7 protein-coding genes are annotated in these 17453 nt (G+C 67.8%); all 7 read left to right on the plus strand.

What is annotated here, in order from left to right; translation table 11 throughout:
* Window positions 1-22 precede the first annotated feature (22 nt).
* Window positions 23-8107, plus strand: a complete 8085-nt coding sequence (locus C2847_RS05190; RefSeq protein WP_105317402.1) for a translocation/assembly module TamB domain-containing protein — start codon at window positions 23-25, stop codon at window positions 8105-8107.
* A 12-nt stretch (window positions 8108-8119) separates the two neighbouring features.
* Window positions 8120-9151, plus strand: a complete 1032-nt coding sequence (gene tdh, locus C2847_RS05195; protein WP_105317403.1) for an L-threonine 3-dehydrogenase — start codon at window positions 8120-8122, stop codon at window positions 9149-9151.
* A gap of 72 nt (window positions 9152-9223) precedes the next feature.
* Window positions 9224-10285 (plus strand): PQQ-dependent sugar dehydrogenase, encoded by a 1062-nt coding sequence (locus tag C2847_RS05200; RefSeq protein WP_105317404.1) that lies wholly within the window; start codon window positions 9224-9226, stop codon window positions 10283-10285.
* Between the two features lie 9 nt (window positions 10286-10294).
* Window positions 10295-11287, plus strand: coding sequence for an S-methyl-5-thioribose-1-phosphate isomerase (mtnA, locus tag C2847_RS05205; protein WP_105317405.1), 993 nt, complete (start codon window positions 10295-10297; stop codon window positions 11285-11287).
* Window positions 11268-11882: a ComF family protein gene (locus C2847_RS05210; protein ID WP_105317406.1), complete on the plus strand. Its 615-nt coding sequence runs from the start codon at window positions 11268-11270 to the stop codon at window positions 11880-11882. Before mtnA ends, C2847_RS05210 begins: the two co-directional genes overlap by 20 nt.
* Window positions 11883-11941: 59 nt before the next feature.
* The gene (locus C2847_RS05215) at window positions 11942-12331 is read left to right on the plus strand and encodes a DUF4258 domain-containing protein (RefSeq protein WP_105317407.1); all 390 of its coding nucleotides are present in this window, start codon (window positions 11942-11944) and stop codon (window positions 12329-12331) included.
* Between the two features lie 2195 nt (window positions 12332-14526).
* Window positions 14527-17453: hypothetical protein (locus C2847_RS12415; protein ID WP_208619931.1), on the plus strand; the 2927-nt coding region annotated here is incomplete at its 3' end.

The raw sequence follows: 17453 nt of genomic DNA on the forward strand, positions 1-17453 counted from the left end.
TCCGGTGCCTATGCTAATAGGGATGCGGCGGGAGCTTCTCCTCCTCCTGGGGTTCGCCCTAGTCCTTCTCCTTTTGGCCTGGCCTCCCCTTTTGCGGGTGGCGGTGGAGGAGGGGCTTGCCCTTTCGGGCTTCCAGGGGCAGGTGGGGGAGGTGCGGGGCCACCTTCTCTTTGGCCTCCGCCTGAAGGGGGTGGCCCTGAGGGGGGAGGGCGTGGCCCTCGAGGCCCGGGAGGTGAGCCTGGGCTATGACCTTCTCGGGCTTTTGCGCAAGGAGCTTCCCCTTTCCGTGGCCCTGCGGGGTGCGAGGCTCAAGCCCACCTGGGAGGCTCTGATCCCGGAAAAACCCGGACCGCCCCCTAGCGTTCGGGTGGTCTTCCGGCAGCTCCTCCTGGAGGAGGTCCAGGTGGAGCTTCCCAAGGGGAAGAGGCTTTTCCTGCCTCTCCTGCGCCTCACCTTGGCCGGGGAAGACCCCTATGCCTTTATCGCCCGGCTTCCCGGGGGAAGCTTCCAGGGGGAGGCACAGGCCTTGGCCCGGGATCTTTCCGCCTGGGAGGTGCGCTATAGGGGCGAGGTGGCAGGGCTTTCCTTCTTCTACCCGGGGCTTAAGGGGGGAAGGCTTTCCGGGTTTTTGCGCCTTCTGCCCGCGGGTGTGGAAGGGGAAAGCCGGGTGGAGGAAGGGGCGGTGGAGCTGGTGGGCTTCCTCCTCACCCGGGTGGAGGGGCCCATCCGCCTAAAGGGGGATCGGGTGGAGGCGGAGCTAAGGGGAGTGGGCCTGGAGGGGCCCCTTTCCGCAAGGGCCGAGGTGGACCTGAAGGCGGAGCGCTACCGCTTCTTTCTCACGGGCCGGCCCCGGCTTCCCGCCCTGGCCCGGCACTACCGCCTTTCCCTGCCGGTGGAGGGGGATGGGGAGCTTCGGCTTGAGGGGGAGGGCTGGGACCGGATCCGGGTGAAGGGGAGGTTTTTGGGGGAGGGGCGGTTTCTCTCCGAGCCCTTCCGCCACCGGGGAACCCTTTCCTTCGACCGGGTCTTCTCCCTGAAGGCGGAGGCGGAGGGAAGGCTTTTTGACCGCACCTACCGGCTGGGCTTTGGCTTGGTGGGCCAAGGCTACCAGGCAAGCCTGGAGGACTCCTTGGGAAGCAGGGTTGTCCTTAAGGGCCAGGGGAACCGCACGGAAGCCCTAGGCCAGGTGGCCTGGCCCAGGCCCCTGGAGGGATGGGCCCAGGTGGCCTTTGAAAGCGAGGGAAGCCGGTGGCAGGCCCGGGTGCAAAGCCCCGGGGTGCGCCTTCCCTTCTTCCGGCCCCTGGATCTTTCGGGGGAGGTGGCGGGGAATGGGGAGCAAGTGGCGGGCCAGCTTGGACCCTTGGCCCTCCGGGGAACCTGGAGCCATCTTCTTCTGGCCCTTAGCCCCACGCCCCTGGCGGTGGGAAGCCTTGAGGGAAAGGGAAGGCTGATCTCGGGGAGGCTCGAGGCCTCCTTGCGCTACACCTCCCCCTATGTGGCCTTCCCCTTGCAGGTGGGGCAGGAAAAGGGGGCCTTCCGCTTCCGAAGCCCCTATGGGGAGGGGGAGTACCGGGGGGGGGCCCTGGCCCTGCGCCTACGGGACCTGCCCATCCATGCCCTGGACGAGTTCCGCCTTTCCGGGCAAGCCCTGTACCGGGATGGCGAGCTTTCGGGAAGGCTTGCCCTGAAGGGCCGTTACCTGGAGGCGGAAGGGGACCTGCGCCGCCTGGGGGCGGAGATCCAGGGAAGGCTCATGACCCCCTGGGGAAGCCTCCCCTTTGCCGGGGCTTACGACCCAAAGCCGGGCCTCACCTTGAAGGCCCAGGACCTCCTCCTCCGCCATCAAGGGGGCTTACGCCTGAGGGGAAGGGCGCGGCTTGGACCCCTGGTCCTTGGGGCGGACCTCTTCTATGATGGGGGCTTCCAGGGTTGGGCCCGGGTGGAAACCCCTTGGCTGGCGGGGGTTTTCCGGGGGGAGGGTGGAAGGCTGGTCCTGGCGGGGCTAAAGGGGTACGCCCAGGGGGAAGGGGAGGTCTACCCGGATTTGCGGATTGCGGGCAGGTTCCTCCCCCCCCTGCCGGAGGGCCTCGAGGTGCCTCCTTTGGCCTTCCGTCTGGACCGGAAAGGTTTGGAGGTGCTGGGGGTGGGGAGGCTGGAGTTCACCGGGCGGTACCCCTTCCACCTGGCCCTTCCTTGGAGGTACCGAGGGGTTTCCGGCCGCTTCCAGGCGGAGGGTACCCTGGAAGGAGGCCATCTTAGCCTCTCCTCTCCCTATGGCCGCGTGGAGGCTCAGGGAGGCTGGCGGGACCTAAGGGTAAGGGGGCAGGGGGAGGTCCCCTATGTGGGTCCGGTGCGGATGGCAGGGAAGCTGGACCTCCTGGGGCTTGCCTACCAGGCCCAGGCCCACCTGGAGAAGCCGGACCTAAGGCTCGGCCTGGTGGGGCGGGGGGCGGGCTTCCGCTTCCAGGGCCAGGCCCCGGGCCTGCGTCTCCTGGGGGGGTACGAGGAGGGTCTAAGCCTTCTGCTCCGGGCGGAGGCCTTTGACCTCTCCCCTTGGGGGCTACCCGCACGGGCCAGCGGCACCTGGGGTACCCGGGGTGGAAGGCTTAGGCTGGAAAGCCCCTACGGGGAGGCCCTTTTCACCGGGGAGGAGCTTCTTGCCGCCCGGGCAAGGCTTTCTGGGCCTTACTTCCAGGGAGAGGGCCAGGTTTCCCCGGAAGGGCTTTCCTTAGCCGTGCGGGGAGAGTACGAGAAAAACGGGCTAGAAGTACGCCTAAGGGCGGAGGGGGAAGGGCCCTGGCGGGCCTTCCGCCTGGGGCTTGCCGGGGAGGCTCGGCTTCCCTACTTTGGCGCCCTGCCCCTTTCGGGCCAGGTGTGGACCGAGGGGGGAGGCCTCCGCTACCGGTTGCAAGGTCCCTTGTCCCTCGAGGGGGAGGGACTTAGCTATCGGGGTAGCCTGGCCTTGCCCTTTGCTGCCCTGGGAAGGGAGGGAAGGATTGCGGGGAGTTTCCAGGGCCAGGGGCTTCAGGTGGCGGGGAGGGGGGAGGGGAACTTTGCCGGCCTGCCCTTCACCTTCCAGGGGGGATACCAGGGTAAGCCCTTCCTGGCCCTAAGGTGGGAGGGCGGCGAGGCGGCGCTAACGGGGGAGGAGGTGGGGTTTTCCCTGGAGGAGGTGGCCCCTTTGACCCGGGCCCTGGGCCTTTCGCTTGTGGGAAGGGCGGGGGGAAGGCTGACCCTTTCCGGCGAAGGGGAGGCCTGGGCGCGGGTGCGCTATGGAGCGGAATCCCTGGCCCTGGACTACCGGGAGGGGATTCTTCGCCTCCTCCTTTCCGATCGGGATGCGGGCCTGGTCTGGGCTCCCAAGGAGGGGAGGCTCTGGGGGCTAGGGAGGGTGTCCGGGGAGGGGAGGCTCCGCCTGGGGCCCGGGCTTCAAGGGGAGGTGGAGGGGAGTTTCCGCTACGGTCCCGTGGGGCTTGGGCTTAGGGGTCCCTTGGAGGGCCTGGCCCTGGAGGCCCGCTACCAGCAGGATGGGCTTGGGTGGACGGAGCTTGCGGGCCGGGTAAACCTCTTGGCCTTGAGGGGGGAGGGTACCCTGCGCCATGCCTCCCCTTATGGGGAAGGGGAGGTGGCGTGGGCCTTTGAGGGGAGCCGCTACCAGGGGGAGGGAAGGTTTAGGAGCCTCCGCTACCTGGAGCAGGAAGGCCCCTTGCGCCTGAAGGGGGAGGGAACCCGGGCGGAGGTTTTCTGGGAGGCGCCCTTGGCCTTGTGGGCCCGGTACGACGGGGCCTGGCACCTTTCGGCCATGGGCGAGGGCGAGGTGGGGGGAATGGCCCTTCGGGTGGATCTTTCCTGGGGCCCGGAGGGGTATCGGGGAAGGCTTTGGGCGGAGGGGCATGGGCTTCTCCTAAAGGGGGAGGGGGAAGGGCCTTTGCACCTTACCCTGAAGGGCAAGGACCTTCCGGGGGAGGTGGCGGCGGAAGCGACCCTGGAGGACCTCTTCCTTTCCGGAAAGGCCCAATACCGCCTGGAGCTGGGCCAGGCACGGCTGGAAGCCCAGGGGAGTTTTCAAGCGGGGTGGCCTGGGCTTCCCCGGGGTCAGCCCTTGGGCCAGCTGGAGGGCCAGGGAAGCCTCTTGGGGAACGGGGAGGTTTTGCCCTTCCGCTTTGCCTACCGCTACCGGGGCGGGCCCTTAGGGGTGGAGGCCCTTTCCCTGGGGGGGGAGGCGGAGGGTTTCCGCTTGAGGCTTGCGGAGGGGCATCTGGTCCTGGACTTGGACCGGGACCTCGCCCCCTTTGGCCTTCCCGTGCGGGTTAAGGCGGAGGCGGATGGGCCCTGGCAGGAGGCCCTTAAGGTAAGCCTGGAGCGTCCGGAGGGACGGCTATCCGGGAAGGCGTGGCTCTGGCCTCTGCGGGCGGAGCTTTTGGGGGAGGTGCTTGGGGAAAAGGTGGAGGTGAGGTACCGGGATGGGGAGGTGGTGGGGAGCTTCCAGGGGCCGGGGCTTATGGGGGAAGCCCGCTACCGGAAGGGGCTTTCCGGCCTCCTCACCCTCCGCTACCCCCTGCCCCAGGGGGGGCTTGCCGGAAGGGTGGACCTCGGGGCGGGCTTGTTCCAGCTCCAGGGGGAGGGGGCCTGGCAGGGCCTAGGGGAGGGAGGGTTCTGCCTGCCGCTGCCCTTGGGGAGGTGCCCGGGCCTCGAGGTCTGGGCATCAGGGAGCTTGGCGTACCAGGGCGTGGCCTTCCAGGGCCAGTACCGCTACCTGGCGGAAAAGGGGTACCGGGGAAGGCTTTCGGGGGAGGGCAGGCTTTCCACTCCCTATGGGGTGGTCCTGGCCCGGGGAGAGGGGCTGGGCCTGGATCTTTTGGGAGAGGGGCTTCCCCTTTCCGGGCGGCTGGATCTTTCCCCCTTCCGCCTGGCCTACCGCTACGCCGGGGCCCTGCCCCGGGGCCTGGGGGAGCTTTGGGCCGAAGGGGTTTATCCCGGGGAGTGGCTTAAGGGCCAGTACCACTACGGGGAGGTAGCGCTTTCCCTGATGGGGCTTCAGGGCTTCCAGGTGCAGGTTTCCGGGGCGGGGGTGTCCGGCGAGGTGGGGCCTAAGGGCGTGGCCCTTCGGTTTGAGGGGTTCCGCTATGGTCCCTTGACCCTTTCCGGCAGGGTGGAGGGTCCCTGGCGGGAAGTGGGGTTGAACCTGGCCCTCATGGCCTGGGGCCGGAGGGCTGAGCTGGAAGGGCGGTACGGAAGGGAAGGGCTCACCCTGGGGTTCCACGGGGACCTCGAGGGGCAGGTGGCCTGGCAGGAGGCCTGGAAGGGGAAGGTGGCCTTTAAGGAAGGAAGCCTGGAGCTTTCCGGAAAACAGATCCCCGAACTCCAGGGGGAGGTTTTGGGGGAAAGGGTGCGCCTGGCCTGGCCTCGTCTAGAGGTGGGGGAAGTGCGCCTGGACCTGGCGGCCCGCCAGGCGGATGGGGAGGGAAGGATACTTAAAGCCCTGTTGCCCGGGGGCCTTGGGGTTTTGGGGCAGGGGGACAGGCTTCTTCTGGACTACCGGGTGCCCGGGGTGGGCCTGCCCCTGGAGGGAAGCGTGAACTTGGAGGACCTTTCCCTGACCCTGACCAGCCCCCAAGGGGAAGGGGCCTTGGCCTATGCCGGGGGCAAGGTGGAGGGGGCCTTGGCCTTCGACCTTTCCGGCTTCCGCTTGCGCCTGGAAGGGGAGAAGGACCGGGTGCACCTCTTGGGGGAGCATCCTGCCTTTCCCTGGTGGGCGGCGGGGGCGGGGAGGCTTCAGGGAGAGGTGGATCTTGGAGGGGCCTACAGGGTTTCCTACCGGGCGGGGGAACAGGCCCTGGAGGTGGCAGGGAGGCTTTTGGAAGCCAGGCTCTGGGCGGAGGGTCCCTACCTTGCCGGCGAGCTTTCCTACCCCCCTGCCGGGGAAGTCCGGGTGGATCTTCCCCTTCCCTCCCTGGAAAGCCGCTTCCGGGGCCGGGTTTTTGGAGAGGGGTACCAGGTGGAGGGGGCGCTAGAGGGAGCGGTGGGCCGGATCGCCGCCAAAGGAAGGCTTCTTCCCCTTAGCGGCAGGCTTCGCCTGGAGGGAGCGGCCTTGGAGGATCTCGTGGGCCGCTACGCCCCTTATCTGAAGGGGGTGGTTTCCGGGGAGCTGGCCCTGGAGGGTACCCGGGCCCAGGGCCGGCTGGAGGGGGATGCGGAGGTGGCGGGAAGCCGCCTGCCCTTCCTCTTCGCGGGAGCCTTGGGTCCTGGGTTGGTGCAGGGCAAGGGGCAGCTTGGGCAAAGTCCCTTCCAAGTGGCCCTCGAGGGGGACCGGCTGGACCTTTCTGCTTCCCTCCGGGGCTTTCCCCTGCATCTCCTCCTCATGGCGGTAGCGGGGCCCTTGGAAGGGGAGGCCTACTGGACAGGGGCGGTGCGGCTCCGCCTTCCCCTTTCCCACCCCCTGCGGGGCGAGGGGGTCCTGGTGGGGGAGGCCTTGCGTTTCGTGGGGGCTGGGGATGAGCTTAAGGGCCAGGCGGTCTTTCGCCTGGAGGGAGGCCGGGTCCTGGTGGACCGGCTTCGCCTTCTGGGCCGGGGAAGCTGGGAGGGCGGGGGGTACTGGAGCCCGGAGGGGAGCGACCTTTACCTAAACCTCAGGGATACGGTCTTCACCCCGGTGCTCCAGGTGGTGCCCCCCTTAAAGCCCTACCAGCCCGAGGGTTCGGGAAGCCTCCTCCTGAGGCTTAAGGGGGAGGGTTTCCAGGTGGAGTTCAAGGACTTCCGCTTCCGCTTGGGGCCGGTGGCGGGATACCTTCCCCAGGGGCTTCTCTCCTTGAACGGGGGGGCGCGGGCGGAGGGGGAGCTTACCCTTTTGGCTCCCTTCCCCGGGAAGGCCAGGCTGGGCCTCGAGGGTAGATTGGAGGAGTTTCAAGTTAGCGCCAAGGGCGTGGTTACCCTGCCCGGGCTAAAGGAGGAAACCCCGGCGGAGGTGGCCTTCCGATACCCAGGCTACGGGGTGGAAATCCACCTGGGGGAGGCCCAGGCCCAGGGAACCCTCTTCCCCTTGCGCCTTGCCGGCTACGGCCGGCTTCCCCTTTACTACCCCCAGTACTACCTGCAAGAGGGCCTCCTGGACGTGAAGAGCTTCTTCCTCTACGAGGAGAAGGGCACCTACCACCTCACGGGCAACGCCGAGGTCCTGAGGGCAAGGCTGGCCCTGCCGGAGGCGAGGGCCAAGGAGCTGACCCAGGGGGGGGTGGGGCTGGGGGGAAGCGGGGCGGAAAAGCCCACCCCCGTGCCCCTGGTCTTCGAGGGGGTGCGGGTGTATGCGGAAAGGGGGGTCCTGGTGCAGGAAAGCCTGGCCCAGGGGGAGCTCAAGGGGGAGGTGTTTCTGGGGGGAAGCTACGCCGACCCCTACCTGTCCGGACAGGTGGAGGCTCTGTGGGGTAACTTCCGCCTGTGGGATTCCCTCTTTACCCTGGATCCTTCGGCAAGCTTCCTGCGCTTTTCCCCCGACCGGGGCATCCTCCCCGAGTTTCGCCTTAAGGCCCAGACGGAAACCCGGGGCCACAAGGTCTTCCTGGAGGCCACGGGGGAGTTTTTGCGGGAAAACGGCCGGGTTAAGGTGCGCCTCGAGCCCCGCTTCACCTCGGATCCCGCCCTCACCGAGCCCGAGATCTACGCTCTCCTCACCCTGGGTACCCCCGATGTGACCCGGCTGGCGGAAACCCTCCCCCAGGTGGCCCTGGGGGCCGCTTTGGAGAACCTGGTGCTGGGCCAGCTGGAGCGGGAGCTGGCTCGTTCCTTGGGCCTTGACCGCTTCCAGGTGCAGCTTCCCCTTCTCCAGGGGGGAGATCTGGAGGAAACCCGCTTTTCCGTGGGCAAGTACCTGAGCCCCGAGCTCTTCTTGGGCTACGAGCTGGACCTCAGAGGGGAGCAGACCCTGAGCGCCCAGTACCGCCGGGATGGCCTCACCCTTTCCCTGGGCTCCACCTTCCTGCCAGGGGATGGCAGGCTTGCCCGCTTCACCTTCACCCTGGGGTACGACCTTACCCCGGCGTTGGGCTTGAGCTTTAGCCTCGAGGCGGCGGACACCACCCGCTTCGGCGTGGGTGCCCTTTACCGGTGGTAGCATGGCCCAGGTATGCGCGCTTTAGCCAAGCTGGCCCCGGAAGAGGGCCTAACCCTGGTGGAACGCCCCGTGCCCGAGCCGGGTCCGGGGGAGATCCTGGTGCGGGTGGAGGCTGCCAGTATCTGCGGCACCGACCTCCACATCTGGCGGTGGGACCATTGGGCGAGGGGCAGGATCCAACCCCCCTTGATAACAGGCCACGAGTTCAGCGGGGTGGTGGAACGGGTGGGGCCCGGAGTGAAAAGGCCCCAGGTGGGGGACCACGTGAGCCTGGAAAGCCACATCGTCTGCCATGCCTGCCCCGCCTGCCGCACGGGCAACTACCATGTCTGCCTGAACACCCAGATCCTGGGGGTGGACCGGGACGGCGGGTTTGCCGAGTACGTGGTGGTGCCGGCGGAAAACGCCTGGGTGAACCCCAAGGACCTGCCCTTTGAGGTGGGGGCCATCCTGGAGCCCTTCGGCAATGCGGTGCACACGGTGTATGCGGGGAGTGGGGTTTCCGGGAAGAGCGTGCTCATCACCGGGGCGGGGCCCATCGGCCTGATGGCGGCCATGGTGGCCCGGGCCAGCGGGGCCGGGCCTATCCTGGTGTCCGACCCCAACCCCTACCGCCTGAGCTTCGCCAGGCCCTACGCCGACCGGCTCGTGAACCCCCTGGAGGAGGATCTCCTTTCCGTGGTGGAGGAGGTGACGGGAAGCGGGGTGGAGGTCCTCCTGGAGTTTTCCGGGAATGAGGTGGCCATCCACCAGGGGCTTAAGGCCTTGATCCCGGGGGGAGAGGCCAGGATCCTGGGCATTCCCTCGGATCCCATTCGCTTTGACCTGGCGGGGGAGCTGGTCATGCGGGGGATCACCGCCTACGGGATCGCAGGGAGAAGGCTCTGGCAGACCTGGATGCAGGGCACCGCCTTGGTCTACTCGGGCCGGGTGGACCTTACCCCCCTCATCACCCACCGCCTACCCATGAGCCAGTACCGGGAGGCCTTTGGCCTCTTGGCCTCGGGGCAGGCGGTGAAGGTGATCCTGGACCCCAAGGCGTAGGTCTCGGGGTGTGCGGGGGGACACCTTCGGGTTCTGGGTGCGTGTGCTAGGCTCACCCGCAAGGGGGTAGGTATGGTTTCCCGCAGGCGGGTGCTCCTGGGCCTTTTGGGGCTTTCCCTGGTTCGGGCGCAAGGAATTCGGATGGAGGAGGTGGTGGGGGGCCTCGAGGTGCCCTGGGCCTTGGCCTTTTTACCCGACGGGGGCTTCCTGATCTCCGAACGGCCGGGGCGGATCCTTTGGGTGCAGGGGGAAAGGGCCTCGCTTTACGCGGAGCTTCCCGTTTACCACCGGGGGGAGTCGGGGCTCCTTGGCCTCGCCCTCCATCCCCAGTTTCCCCGGGAGCCCTACCTCTACGCCTACCGCACGGTGGAGGAAGGGGGCCTCAGGAACCAGGTGGTACGCCTGAGGCACCAAGGGAATAGGGGCGTGCTGGACCGGGTGGTCCTGGACGGCATTCCCGCCCGTTCCCACGGCCTGCACTCCGGAGGGCGGCTCGCCTTCGGTCCCGATGGGATGCTCTACGTGACCACAGGGGAGGTATACGAGCGGGAGCTGGCCCAGGACCTGTCCTCTTTGGGGGGCAAGATCCTAAGGATCACGCCAGAGGGCAGGCCGGCGCCAGGGAACCCCTTCCTGGACCGCCCCGGGGCCCGGCCCGAGGTCTATAGCTATGGCCACCGCAACCCCCAGGGCCTGGCCTGGCATCCGAGGACCGGGGAGCTTTTTGCCAGCGAGCACGGGCCCAGCGGGGAACAGGGCTTCGGCCACGACGAGGTGAATGTGATCGTGGCCGGGGGCAACTACGGCTGGCCCCGGGTGGTGGGACGGGGGAACGACCCCCGCTACCGCAACCCCCTTCACTTCTGGCCTGAGGGTTTCCCTCCCGGGAACCTGGCCTTCTGGAGGGGGGACCTGTACGTGGCGGGCCTCAGGGGGCAGGCCCTTTTGCGGCTGGTACTGGAAGGGGACAAGGGTCACTGGCGGGTGGCGCGGGTGGAAACGGTCCTTTCGGGTTTTGGCCGCCTAAGGGAGGTGCAGGTTGGTCCCGATGGAGCCCTTTACGTCACCACCTCCAACCGCGATGGCCGGGGCCAGGTGCGCCCCCACGACGACAGGGTGTTAAGGCTGCGTTAGGCTTTAGGGGTGGAAAGGATCCTGCCCTTTCGCTTTGATGAGAGGGAAAGGGTCTTCTGGCTTCTGGACCAGAGGAAGCTTCCCCTCGAGGAGATTTGGGTTCCCGTGCGCACCGCCAGGGAGATGGCCGAGGCCATCCGGGCCATGGTGGTGCGGGGGGCCCCGGCCATCGGGGTTTCCGCGGCCTATGGCATGGTGCTGGCCCACCTGAGGGGGGAGGACCTGGAGGAGGCAGACCGCCTTCTAAGGCAGAGCCGGCCCACGGCGGTGAACCTCTTCTACGCCCTGGATCGCATGCGCCCGCACTGGGGGAACCTGGCGGGAAGCCTTAAGGAGGCCCAGGCCCTCTGGCGGGAGGTGGAGGCGACGGAAAGGGCCATAAGCCTGCATGGGGCCAAGGTGCTAAGGGGCCAGGTCCTCACCCACTGCAACACCGGCCCCCTGGCCACGGGGGGGTACGGCACCGCCCTGGGGGCCATCGTGGAGGCTCACCGCCAGGGGCGGGTTTCCCATGTCTGGGTGGATGAAACCCGGCCCTACCTGCAAGGGGCCCGCCTCACCGCCTACGAGCTAAAGAAGGCCGGGGTTCCCGCCACCTTGATCACCGACAACATGGCGGGTTTCCTCATGGCCCAGGGCCGGGTGGATGCGGTCATCGTGGGGGTGGACCGCATGGCCTTAAACGGGGACTTTGCCAACAAGATCGGCACCTATACCCTGGCGGTTCTCGCCCACCACCACGGGATTCCCTTCTATGCCGCCCTGCCCCTTTCCTCCGTGGACCCAAGCCTGGAAGGTGGGCAGGGGATCCCCATAGAGGAACGCTCCTCCGAGGAGGTCTTGGAGCTAAGGGGGGTGCGCCTTGCCCCCTTGGGGGTAGCTGCCTACCATCCTGCCTTTGACATTACCCCTCATCGCTACCTTACGGGCATTATCACGGAGAAGGGGATCCTCTACCCACCCTTTGACGAGGCCTTACGGGATGCTTTGGGGATTTCTTGAGGGCCTATTGGGCCATGCCTGCCCGGGGTGTGGTGGAAAGTTGGATGCACCCCTTCTTTGCTCCACCTGCCGCCAGGGCCTACGGGCCTTTGGTGCGGGGGAGATGGTTTACCTGGGCCTTTACGGGCGGGTGGGAGGGATGGTGCGGGCCTTGAAGTACGGTAGACGGTTTGGCCTTGCCCCCCTTCTGGCCGAACCCTTGGCGGAGGCGGTCTTGGCCCAGGGCTGGAGGCTTTCCGGGGTTACCGCCGTCCCCACCCTGCTTCCCCGGTTGGTTGTTAGGGGCTTCAATCCCCCTGAGCTTTTGGGACGGATCCTGGCAGCCCGCCTTGGGCTTCCCTACCTCAGGGTTTTGCGGCGGGTGCGCCACACCCCAAGCCAGCCCACCCGGGGCCGGGCCCGTCGGTACCTGCCCGAGGACCTCTTTGTTCCCGCCCTTCGGGTGGAGGGAAGCTGGCTTCTCGTGGACGACGTCCTCACCAGCGGGGCCACCTTCTTAAGGGCCAAGGAAGCCCTTCTTAAGGCAGGGGCAAGCCGGGTCTACGGGGCTTTTTTAGCGGTGCGGGACCCTGGGGCCCTGGGTCCTTACCGCTAAAGCCCACACTTTTTCCCCGCGAGGACCCTAGACTGGGAGGATAGAGGGGGTGGGTTCCCGTGAAAAAGCTCCGCCGCTTGGAAGACCTTCTCCCCCACCTCCGGGAAGGCCGCTACCGCCTGGGGCCCCATGTGGCCAAGCACATGCTTCAGGAGGGCTTCACCGAGCTGGACGTGCTAAGGGCCTTAGAATGGGGCAGGGAGTTGGCCATCTACCCTGAGGACCAAAGGATGCTGGTCTTGGGCTACATGGTCTTTCCTCCCCGCCTAAGGCTTCCCCTGCACGTGGTGTTGGAGTACGCCACCCCGCGGCACGTGGATATCGTGACCGCCTTCATCCCCAAGGAACCCTACCGGGTTTACTCCCGGGCCCGGCTGGCGGCCATCCTGCGCTTTGATGGCGCCTTGGAGGAAGTGCGCTGGAGCGGACCGCCCATGCTGTACCCCTAGAGGTGGGTGGAGATTGCTCTTGGAGCTTTTTCTCCTCAATACACCTTAAGTAAGTAAGTGATGAAAGTGAAAGTATGGAGGTTGCCCCCCGCCGTTTAAGTCCCGTGTAAGGGTGGGGTGGATATCCTGGCGGCAGGAGGTGGCCTATGCGCTCTGGTGCCCGCATCTTTGGCATGCTGGCGGCTTTGATCCTGGTCTTCGGCCTTGGGGGCTGCGGCCTCTTCCAGCGTGGGGGCGGGGGGGGCTACACCCTGAGCCTGGGCTCTCCCACCCTCACCCTGGACGCGGGGGCCCGGGGGACGGTAGGGGTGACCCTCACCCGGCAGGGCTTCACCGGGCCGGTGACCCTTTCCCTTTCTGGGAGCGACCGGCTCGGGCAGAGCCCAGCTCCGGACCGCATCGCCTGGAGCTTTGACCCCAACCCGGTCACTGGGGACCGGAGCACCCTGACCCTCACTGTGGGGGCCCAGGTGCCTGCGGGGGGCTACACCCTGACCCTCAAGGGGCAGGCCCAGGGGCAGCCGGAGCGCACGGTCAACCTCACCCTCACCGTGCGGGCTGGTGGGGGTGGGGGCCAGGGGGTGCCTCTGCCGCCGCCTACCTCTGGGGTGGGTTTTCCGCAGCCGCCTTCGGAGGTGGGGCCGCCTTCTTCCGGGGCGTCTCTTCTTGGGCAGGACCGGATTGTCCGGGTGGTGCTTTCCCCGGACGGCCTGGTGCTGACGCCTGGGGAGGAGCGGTTCTTGGGGGTCTGGGTGGAGGACGAGGCGGGGAACCGGTTTGCTGGGGATCCGGGCTACCTGGAGCTGAAGGTGTACGACCCTGGGGGTTACGAGGTGGCCTGGGCGGGGCCTGGGCGGATCCGGGTGAAGGCACCGCGGGAGTTTCGTGCGGAGGCGCTGGTGGTGAACGTGCGCCGGCGGGACATGGGGGACGGCCGGCGGTACATCAACGGGTTGGCCACGGTGGCCATGGTGGAGCCCCGGCCGGAGACGGTGCTGTTGCCCGAGGGGCTTGTGGGGTTCCCGGTGGCCTACCGGTTGGACGAGGGGACTTTGCGGGCGCGGTTTGCCCTTTTTTCTGTGGAGGAGTGGCGGCGGGCGCTGGTGCTGGAGGTACCGGAGGGTTCTGGGGAGCGGCCGCGGTTTCCCCTGCTGCTACGGGATGAGCCGGTGGGGGGCCAGGATCTGGGCACTTTGGTGGGGAAGTGGATAGCGGGCACAGGGGAGGCGGCCATTGTTTACGGCCGGGTACGGGAGGTGGTGGCCCGGCGGGGTGGGTACGCCCTGCTGGCGGTGGAGATGGCGGCTCCCTGGGAGGTGTTTGCCCGGGTGCAGGAGGAGGTGGACATGGATGCCCTCCTGCGGGCGGGGGTCTACCCTTTGGACACGGGGAGCCTGCAGAGGTGGGGTAGCATCCAGGTGCAGGGGCTTGTTCCCCAGAGCGGGGGGGGCAGGGAGGTCCTGGGGTACACCTGTAAGTTTGGGCCCCCCGAGTACCGGGCCTTAAGCAACCTTAACCTGGAGGGCCTGGACCTTTCCAAGCTGGGGCAGGTGTACCTGGAATTCTCTGTTACCCAGCCCTTTGAATGCGAGCACAAGGATAAGGGTAGACCCAAGCTGGCGAGCAAGTTGAATCTCTTGGTAGGCGGGGGCCGGGTGCGCATGAACGCGGCCGGGGTCAGGGGAGAGCTGGGATTAGGGGGGCAGTTTGAGGGCCGGCTGGTGTGGGAGCACGCAGAGGCTTACCGGGAACACCGGGACCTTAGCGGGAGGAGGAGGTTTACCTGGCTGGCCCACGCGATCGTGCCTCTGCTGCAGCACCCTGTGGGGTTGTCGCTTTGGTCAGAGGTTGGGCTGAGCAACCTGAACCTCCTGGGGCAGGTTGACGAAAACGACGACTTTTCCCGTGATGTGAGCCTTCTGGAGGTGGGTTTCTGGGCGGGCGGTGCGATTCGGGGGATTATCGATACTGGGGCGGACTTGCCCTTTAGGGCAGACCCTTCCTTCAGCTGGGGGCCGGTGTTTGCGACGCCCTTTGCGGAGGGGAACGTAGAGCTGGGGGGCCGGTTTGGCTTTGGGGTGGATTCCCCCTTGTTGGGTGGGGGCGTGGTGGTGGGGGTAGGCGGGGGCCTTCTCACCCCTTTGGAGTGGCTGGTCAAGCTGCTTGGGGGGCAGANCAAGCTGCTTGGGGTGCAGATGGTGAAGGATGCCAGCGCCATAGGGGTCTCCCTCACCGCATACCCCGTGTACACCTCCCTGGGCTACGCCTATGCCCCCAAGGGTGGGGCCTTGCGAGGGGAGGTGGAGCCTGGGGAGGCCCGGTTCCAGCTCTCCCGCAAGGCGGTGGGCCGGCTGCGGGGGTACCTGCTTGAGGCTGCACTCGATGGGAACATTATTGAGATCAAGGGCGCGAGGGCCCTTCTGGAGGGGGGGGTGACCTTGGACCTGGGGGAGTGGCTCTCCTTGGAGGCCAATCCCAGGCGGGAATCCTTGGTGGGGGAGGTTTTGGGGGACAGGGTGCGGGTGACGGGGCGGTGGACCGGGGCTGGGCTTTTCCTGTCCCGGGTGGAGGCCTACCGGCTCTCGGAGGCGAACACTCCCGGGGCCCGGCCCATGGCCAGCCTACGGAACCCCAGTGGCAACACCTTCACCCTGACCCTTGACCGGCCAGCGGAATGCCGGAACCCGGCTGCTCCCCCGGAGGCCAAGAGGGTGGTGGTGGTAGGGGAGGCGCGGTTGAGCGGCTTCCCCCTGTTGAGCGTGGGCTGGGTCCGCTTTGGGGTGGTGGACCTGTGCCAGACGGTGACCCTGGACGTACCGGCCCTGCGGGCCTTTGAGGGGGAGACGGCCCGGGGGACGGGGCGGGTGGGCTACGCGGGGGAGGGGAGCCTCACTGTTTCCCTGGTGGGGACGGAGGTCCAGGTTTCTCCCAGCAGTGTCTCCCTGGGGGACGGGCAGAGCCAGGGCTTCCAGGTCTCCTACCGCTGCACGGAGGAGGGCTCCTTCGTGGGGCGGGTGCGGGCGGAGCGGGAGGGGCAGATTCTGGCGGAGGCCCCCGCGGTGGTCACCTGCCTCCCCGACGAGGACGATAACCCCAACAACAACCCCCAGGACCCCGATCGGCGTGTGAACCGGATCGTACGCTTCTTCGGCGACCCACACCTCATCACCCCGGACGGGGCGGCCTACGACTTCCACGCCCAGGGGGAGTTCTGGGGTAACGAGAGCCCGGAGATGCCCTTCCAGCTGCAGTTCCTCTCCATGCCGGGCAACCCGGACGCCACCTACACCAGCCGTCTGGCGGCCCGGCTGGGGGATGTGCGGGTGGAGGTCTACCCCCTGATGCGGGCCCATTGGGGCGAGGCGGATAACTTCCTGCCCCAGGTGCCCCTGGGGTTGGTGGTGGAGGGGCAGGACCGGACCGCGGAGCTTTCGGAGCGGGGCTACCTGGCCTTGCCGGGGGACGCCTACGTGGCGGTGAACCGGTGGGGGAACCTTTTCGTGAACAATCGCCTGACGGACCGCCGTCCCCTGGAGGTGGCCCTGGTCTTCCCTGGGGGGAATCCGCGGCCGGCCCTGGTGGTTGTTGGGGACTCCCTGAACGGGGGCCAGGTGCGGATGCTGGGGGTGGGGTCGGTGCGGCCTGGGGCCCTGGCGGGGCGCCTGCGGGGGATGATGGGGAACGCTAACGGGAACCCCGCGGACGACTTCCAGACGCGGCAGGGGGGCCGCCTTACCCCGCCTCTTTCCTTCGGGGTGCTCTACGAGGTGTTTGGGCGGAGCTGGGAGGTAGCGGCTGGGGAGCGGCTGTTTACGGGGCCGAGGCCGGATACCCGCTACCCGGCGGGGCCGCCGGTTCTGGACCCGGAGCGGCTGAGGGCGGCGGAGGCCTTCTGCAACCCCATCCAGGATGAGTACCTGCGGCGGGCCTGCCTTTTGGACGCGGCGGTGAGCGGGGATGCTTCTGGGGCGGCCAGGATTGCGGGGGAGGTGGCCCAGGGACGGCAGGGGGGCGGGGGTACGGCCCAGCCTGCCACCCAGGGGGCACGGCTTGGGATGAGCCCCACGGTGGTGCGGCTTGGGGCCACGGGGGAGGCCGGCGTGGTGCTGGCTAATCCCACGGCCCAGGGGGTGGAGTACCGGTTGCGGCTGGTGGGGGAGGGGCCCGGGGTGCGGGTGGACGGGAGCCCCCTCCTTCCTGGTCAGGCTACGGAGTGGACCACCTTGGGGGGCGGGTCTAGCCGGAGCCTGAGGCTGGCCGGGGTGTGCCCGGCGGGGCAGGCTGGTCCCTTCCACTACCTCCTGACGGTGGAGGAAAGGGGGGCGGCGGAGAGCCGGAGCGCCTTGGTGGAGGTGAGCTGTCAGGTAGGGTTGACGATGCGCCTCCTCACGCCCGAGGTGGAGGTGCTACGGGGTGGGCAGACGGAGATCCGGCTGGCGCTGAGACCCTTGAACCTGCAGGAGCGGGCTCATGTGGCCTTGAGCCTGCTGGAGCAGGGAAGCCCGGCCCAAGGCTTGACGCTGGAGCCAGATCGGCTCACGGTGGAAGGTTCCGCCGAGCAGACTTTTACTGTGCGCTTGCGGGCAGCAGGGGATGCAGCCACGGGGGAGAGGCTTCTCACCCTGGTGGCTAGCTTGAGCGGGGTTCAGGAGGAGGCCAGCCTGCGAGTGCGGGTGCGCAATCCTTTTGTGTGGACAGGCGCTGGGAACGGCTGGGCCATGAACGACTGCCGCAACTGGGCGGGTGGGGTCTGTCCAGGGCCTAGGGATACGGCGGAGATCGTCAACCCCACGGGGACTCGCTGGAACATCACCATGAACCTACCGGAGCTGGCGGGGCTCACGGTGCGGGGAGCGGTTAGTCTGCACGGAGGGCCCCTGCGGGTGCAGAGCGGGGGTCTGCTGGAAGAGGGTGTGGAGCTTCGGGGCCAGTTGCAGGTGGGAGCTGGAGGCGTCCTGAGGGTAAGTGGCCTCACGGTAAGCGGCACCCTGGGGGTGCTTCGGGAGGGGGATGCGGAGGGGTGGGTGGTCTTTAGCGGGGAGAACCGCTTCCTGTCCGGCGTCCTGCTTGGTCCCGGTTCCATGCGGAACGAGGGGGTGCTGCGGATTGGGCCTTCTGGGTC

The sequence above is a fragment of the Thermus tenuipuniceus genome, from assembly GCF_002964845.1.
Lineage (GTDB): Bacteria > Deinococcota > Deinococci > Deinococcales > Thermaceae > Thermus > Thermus tenuipuniceus.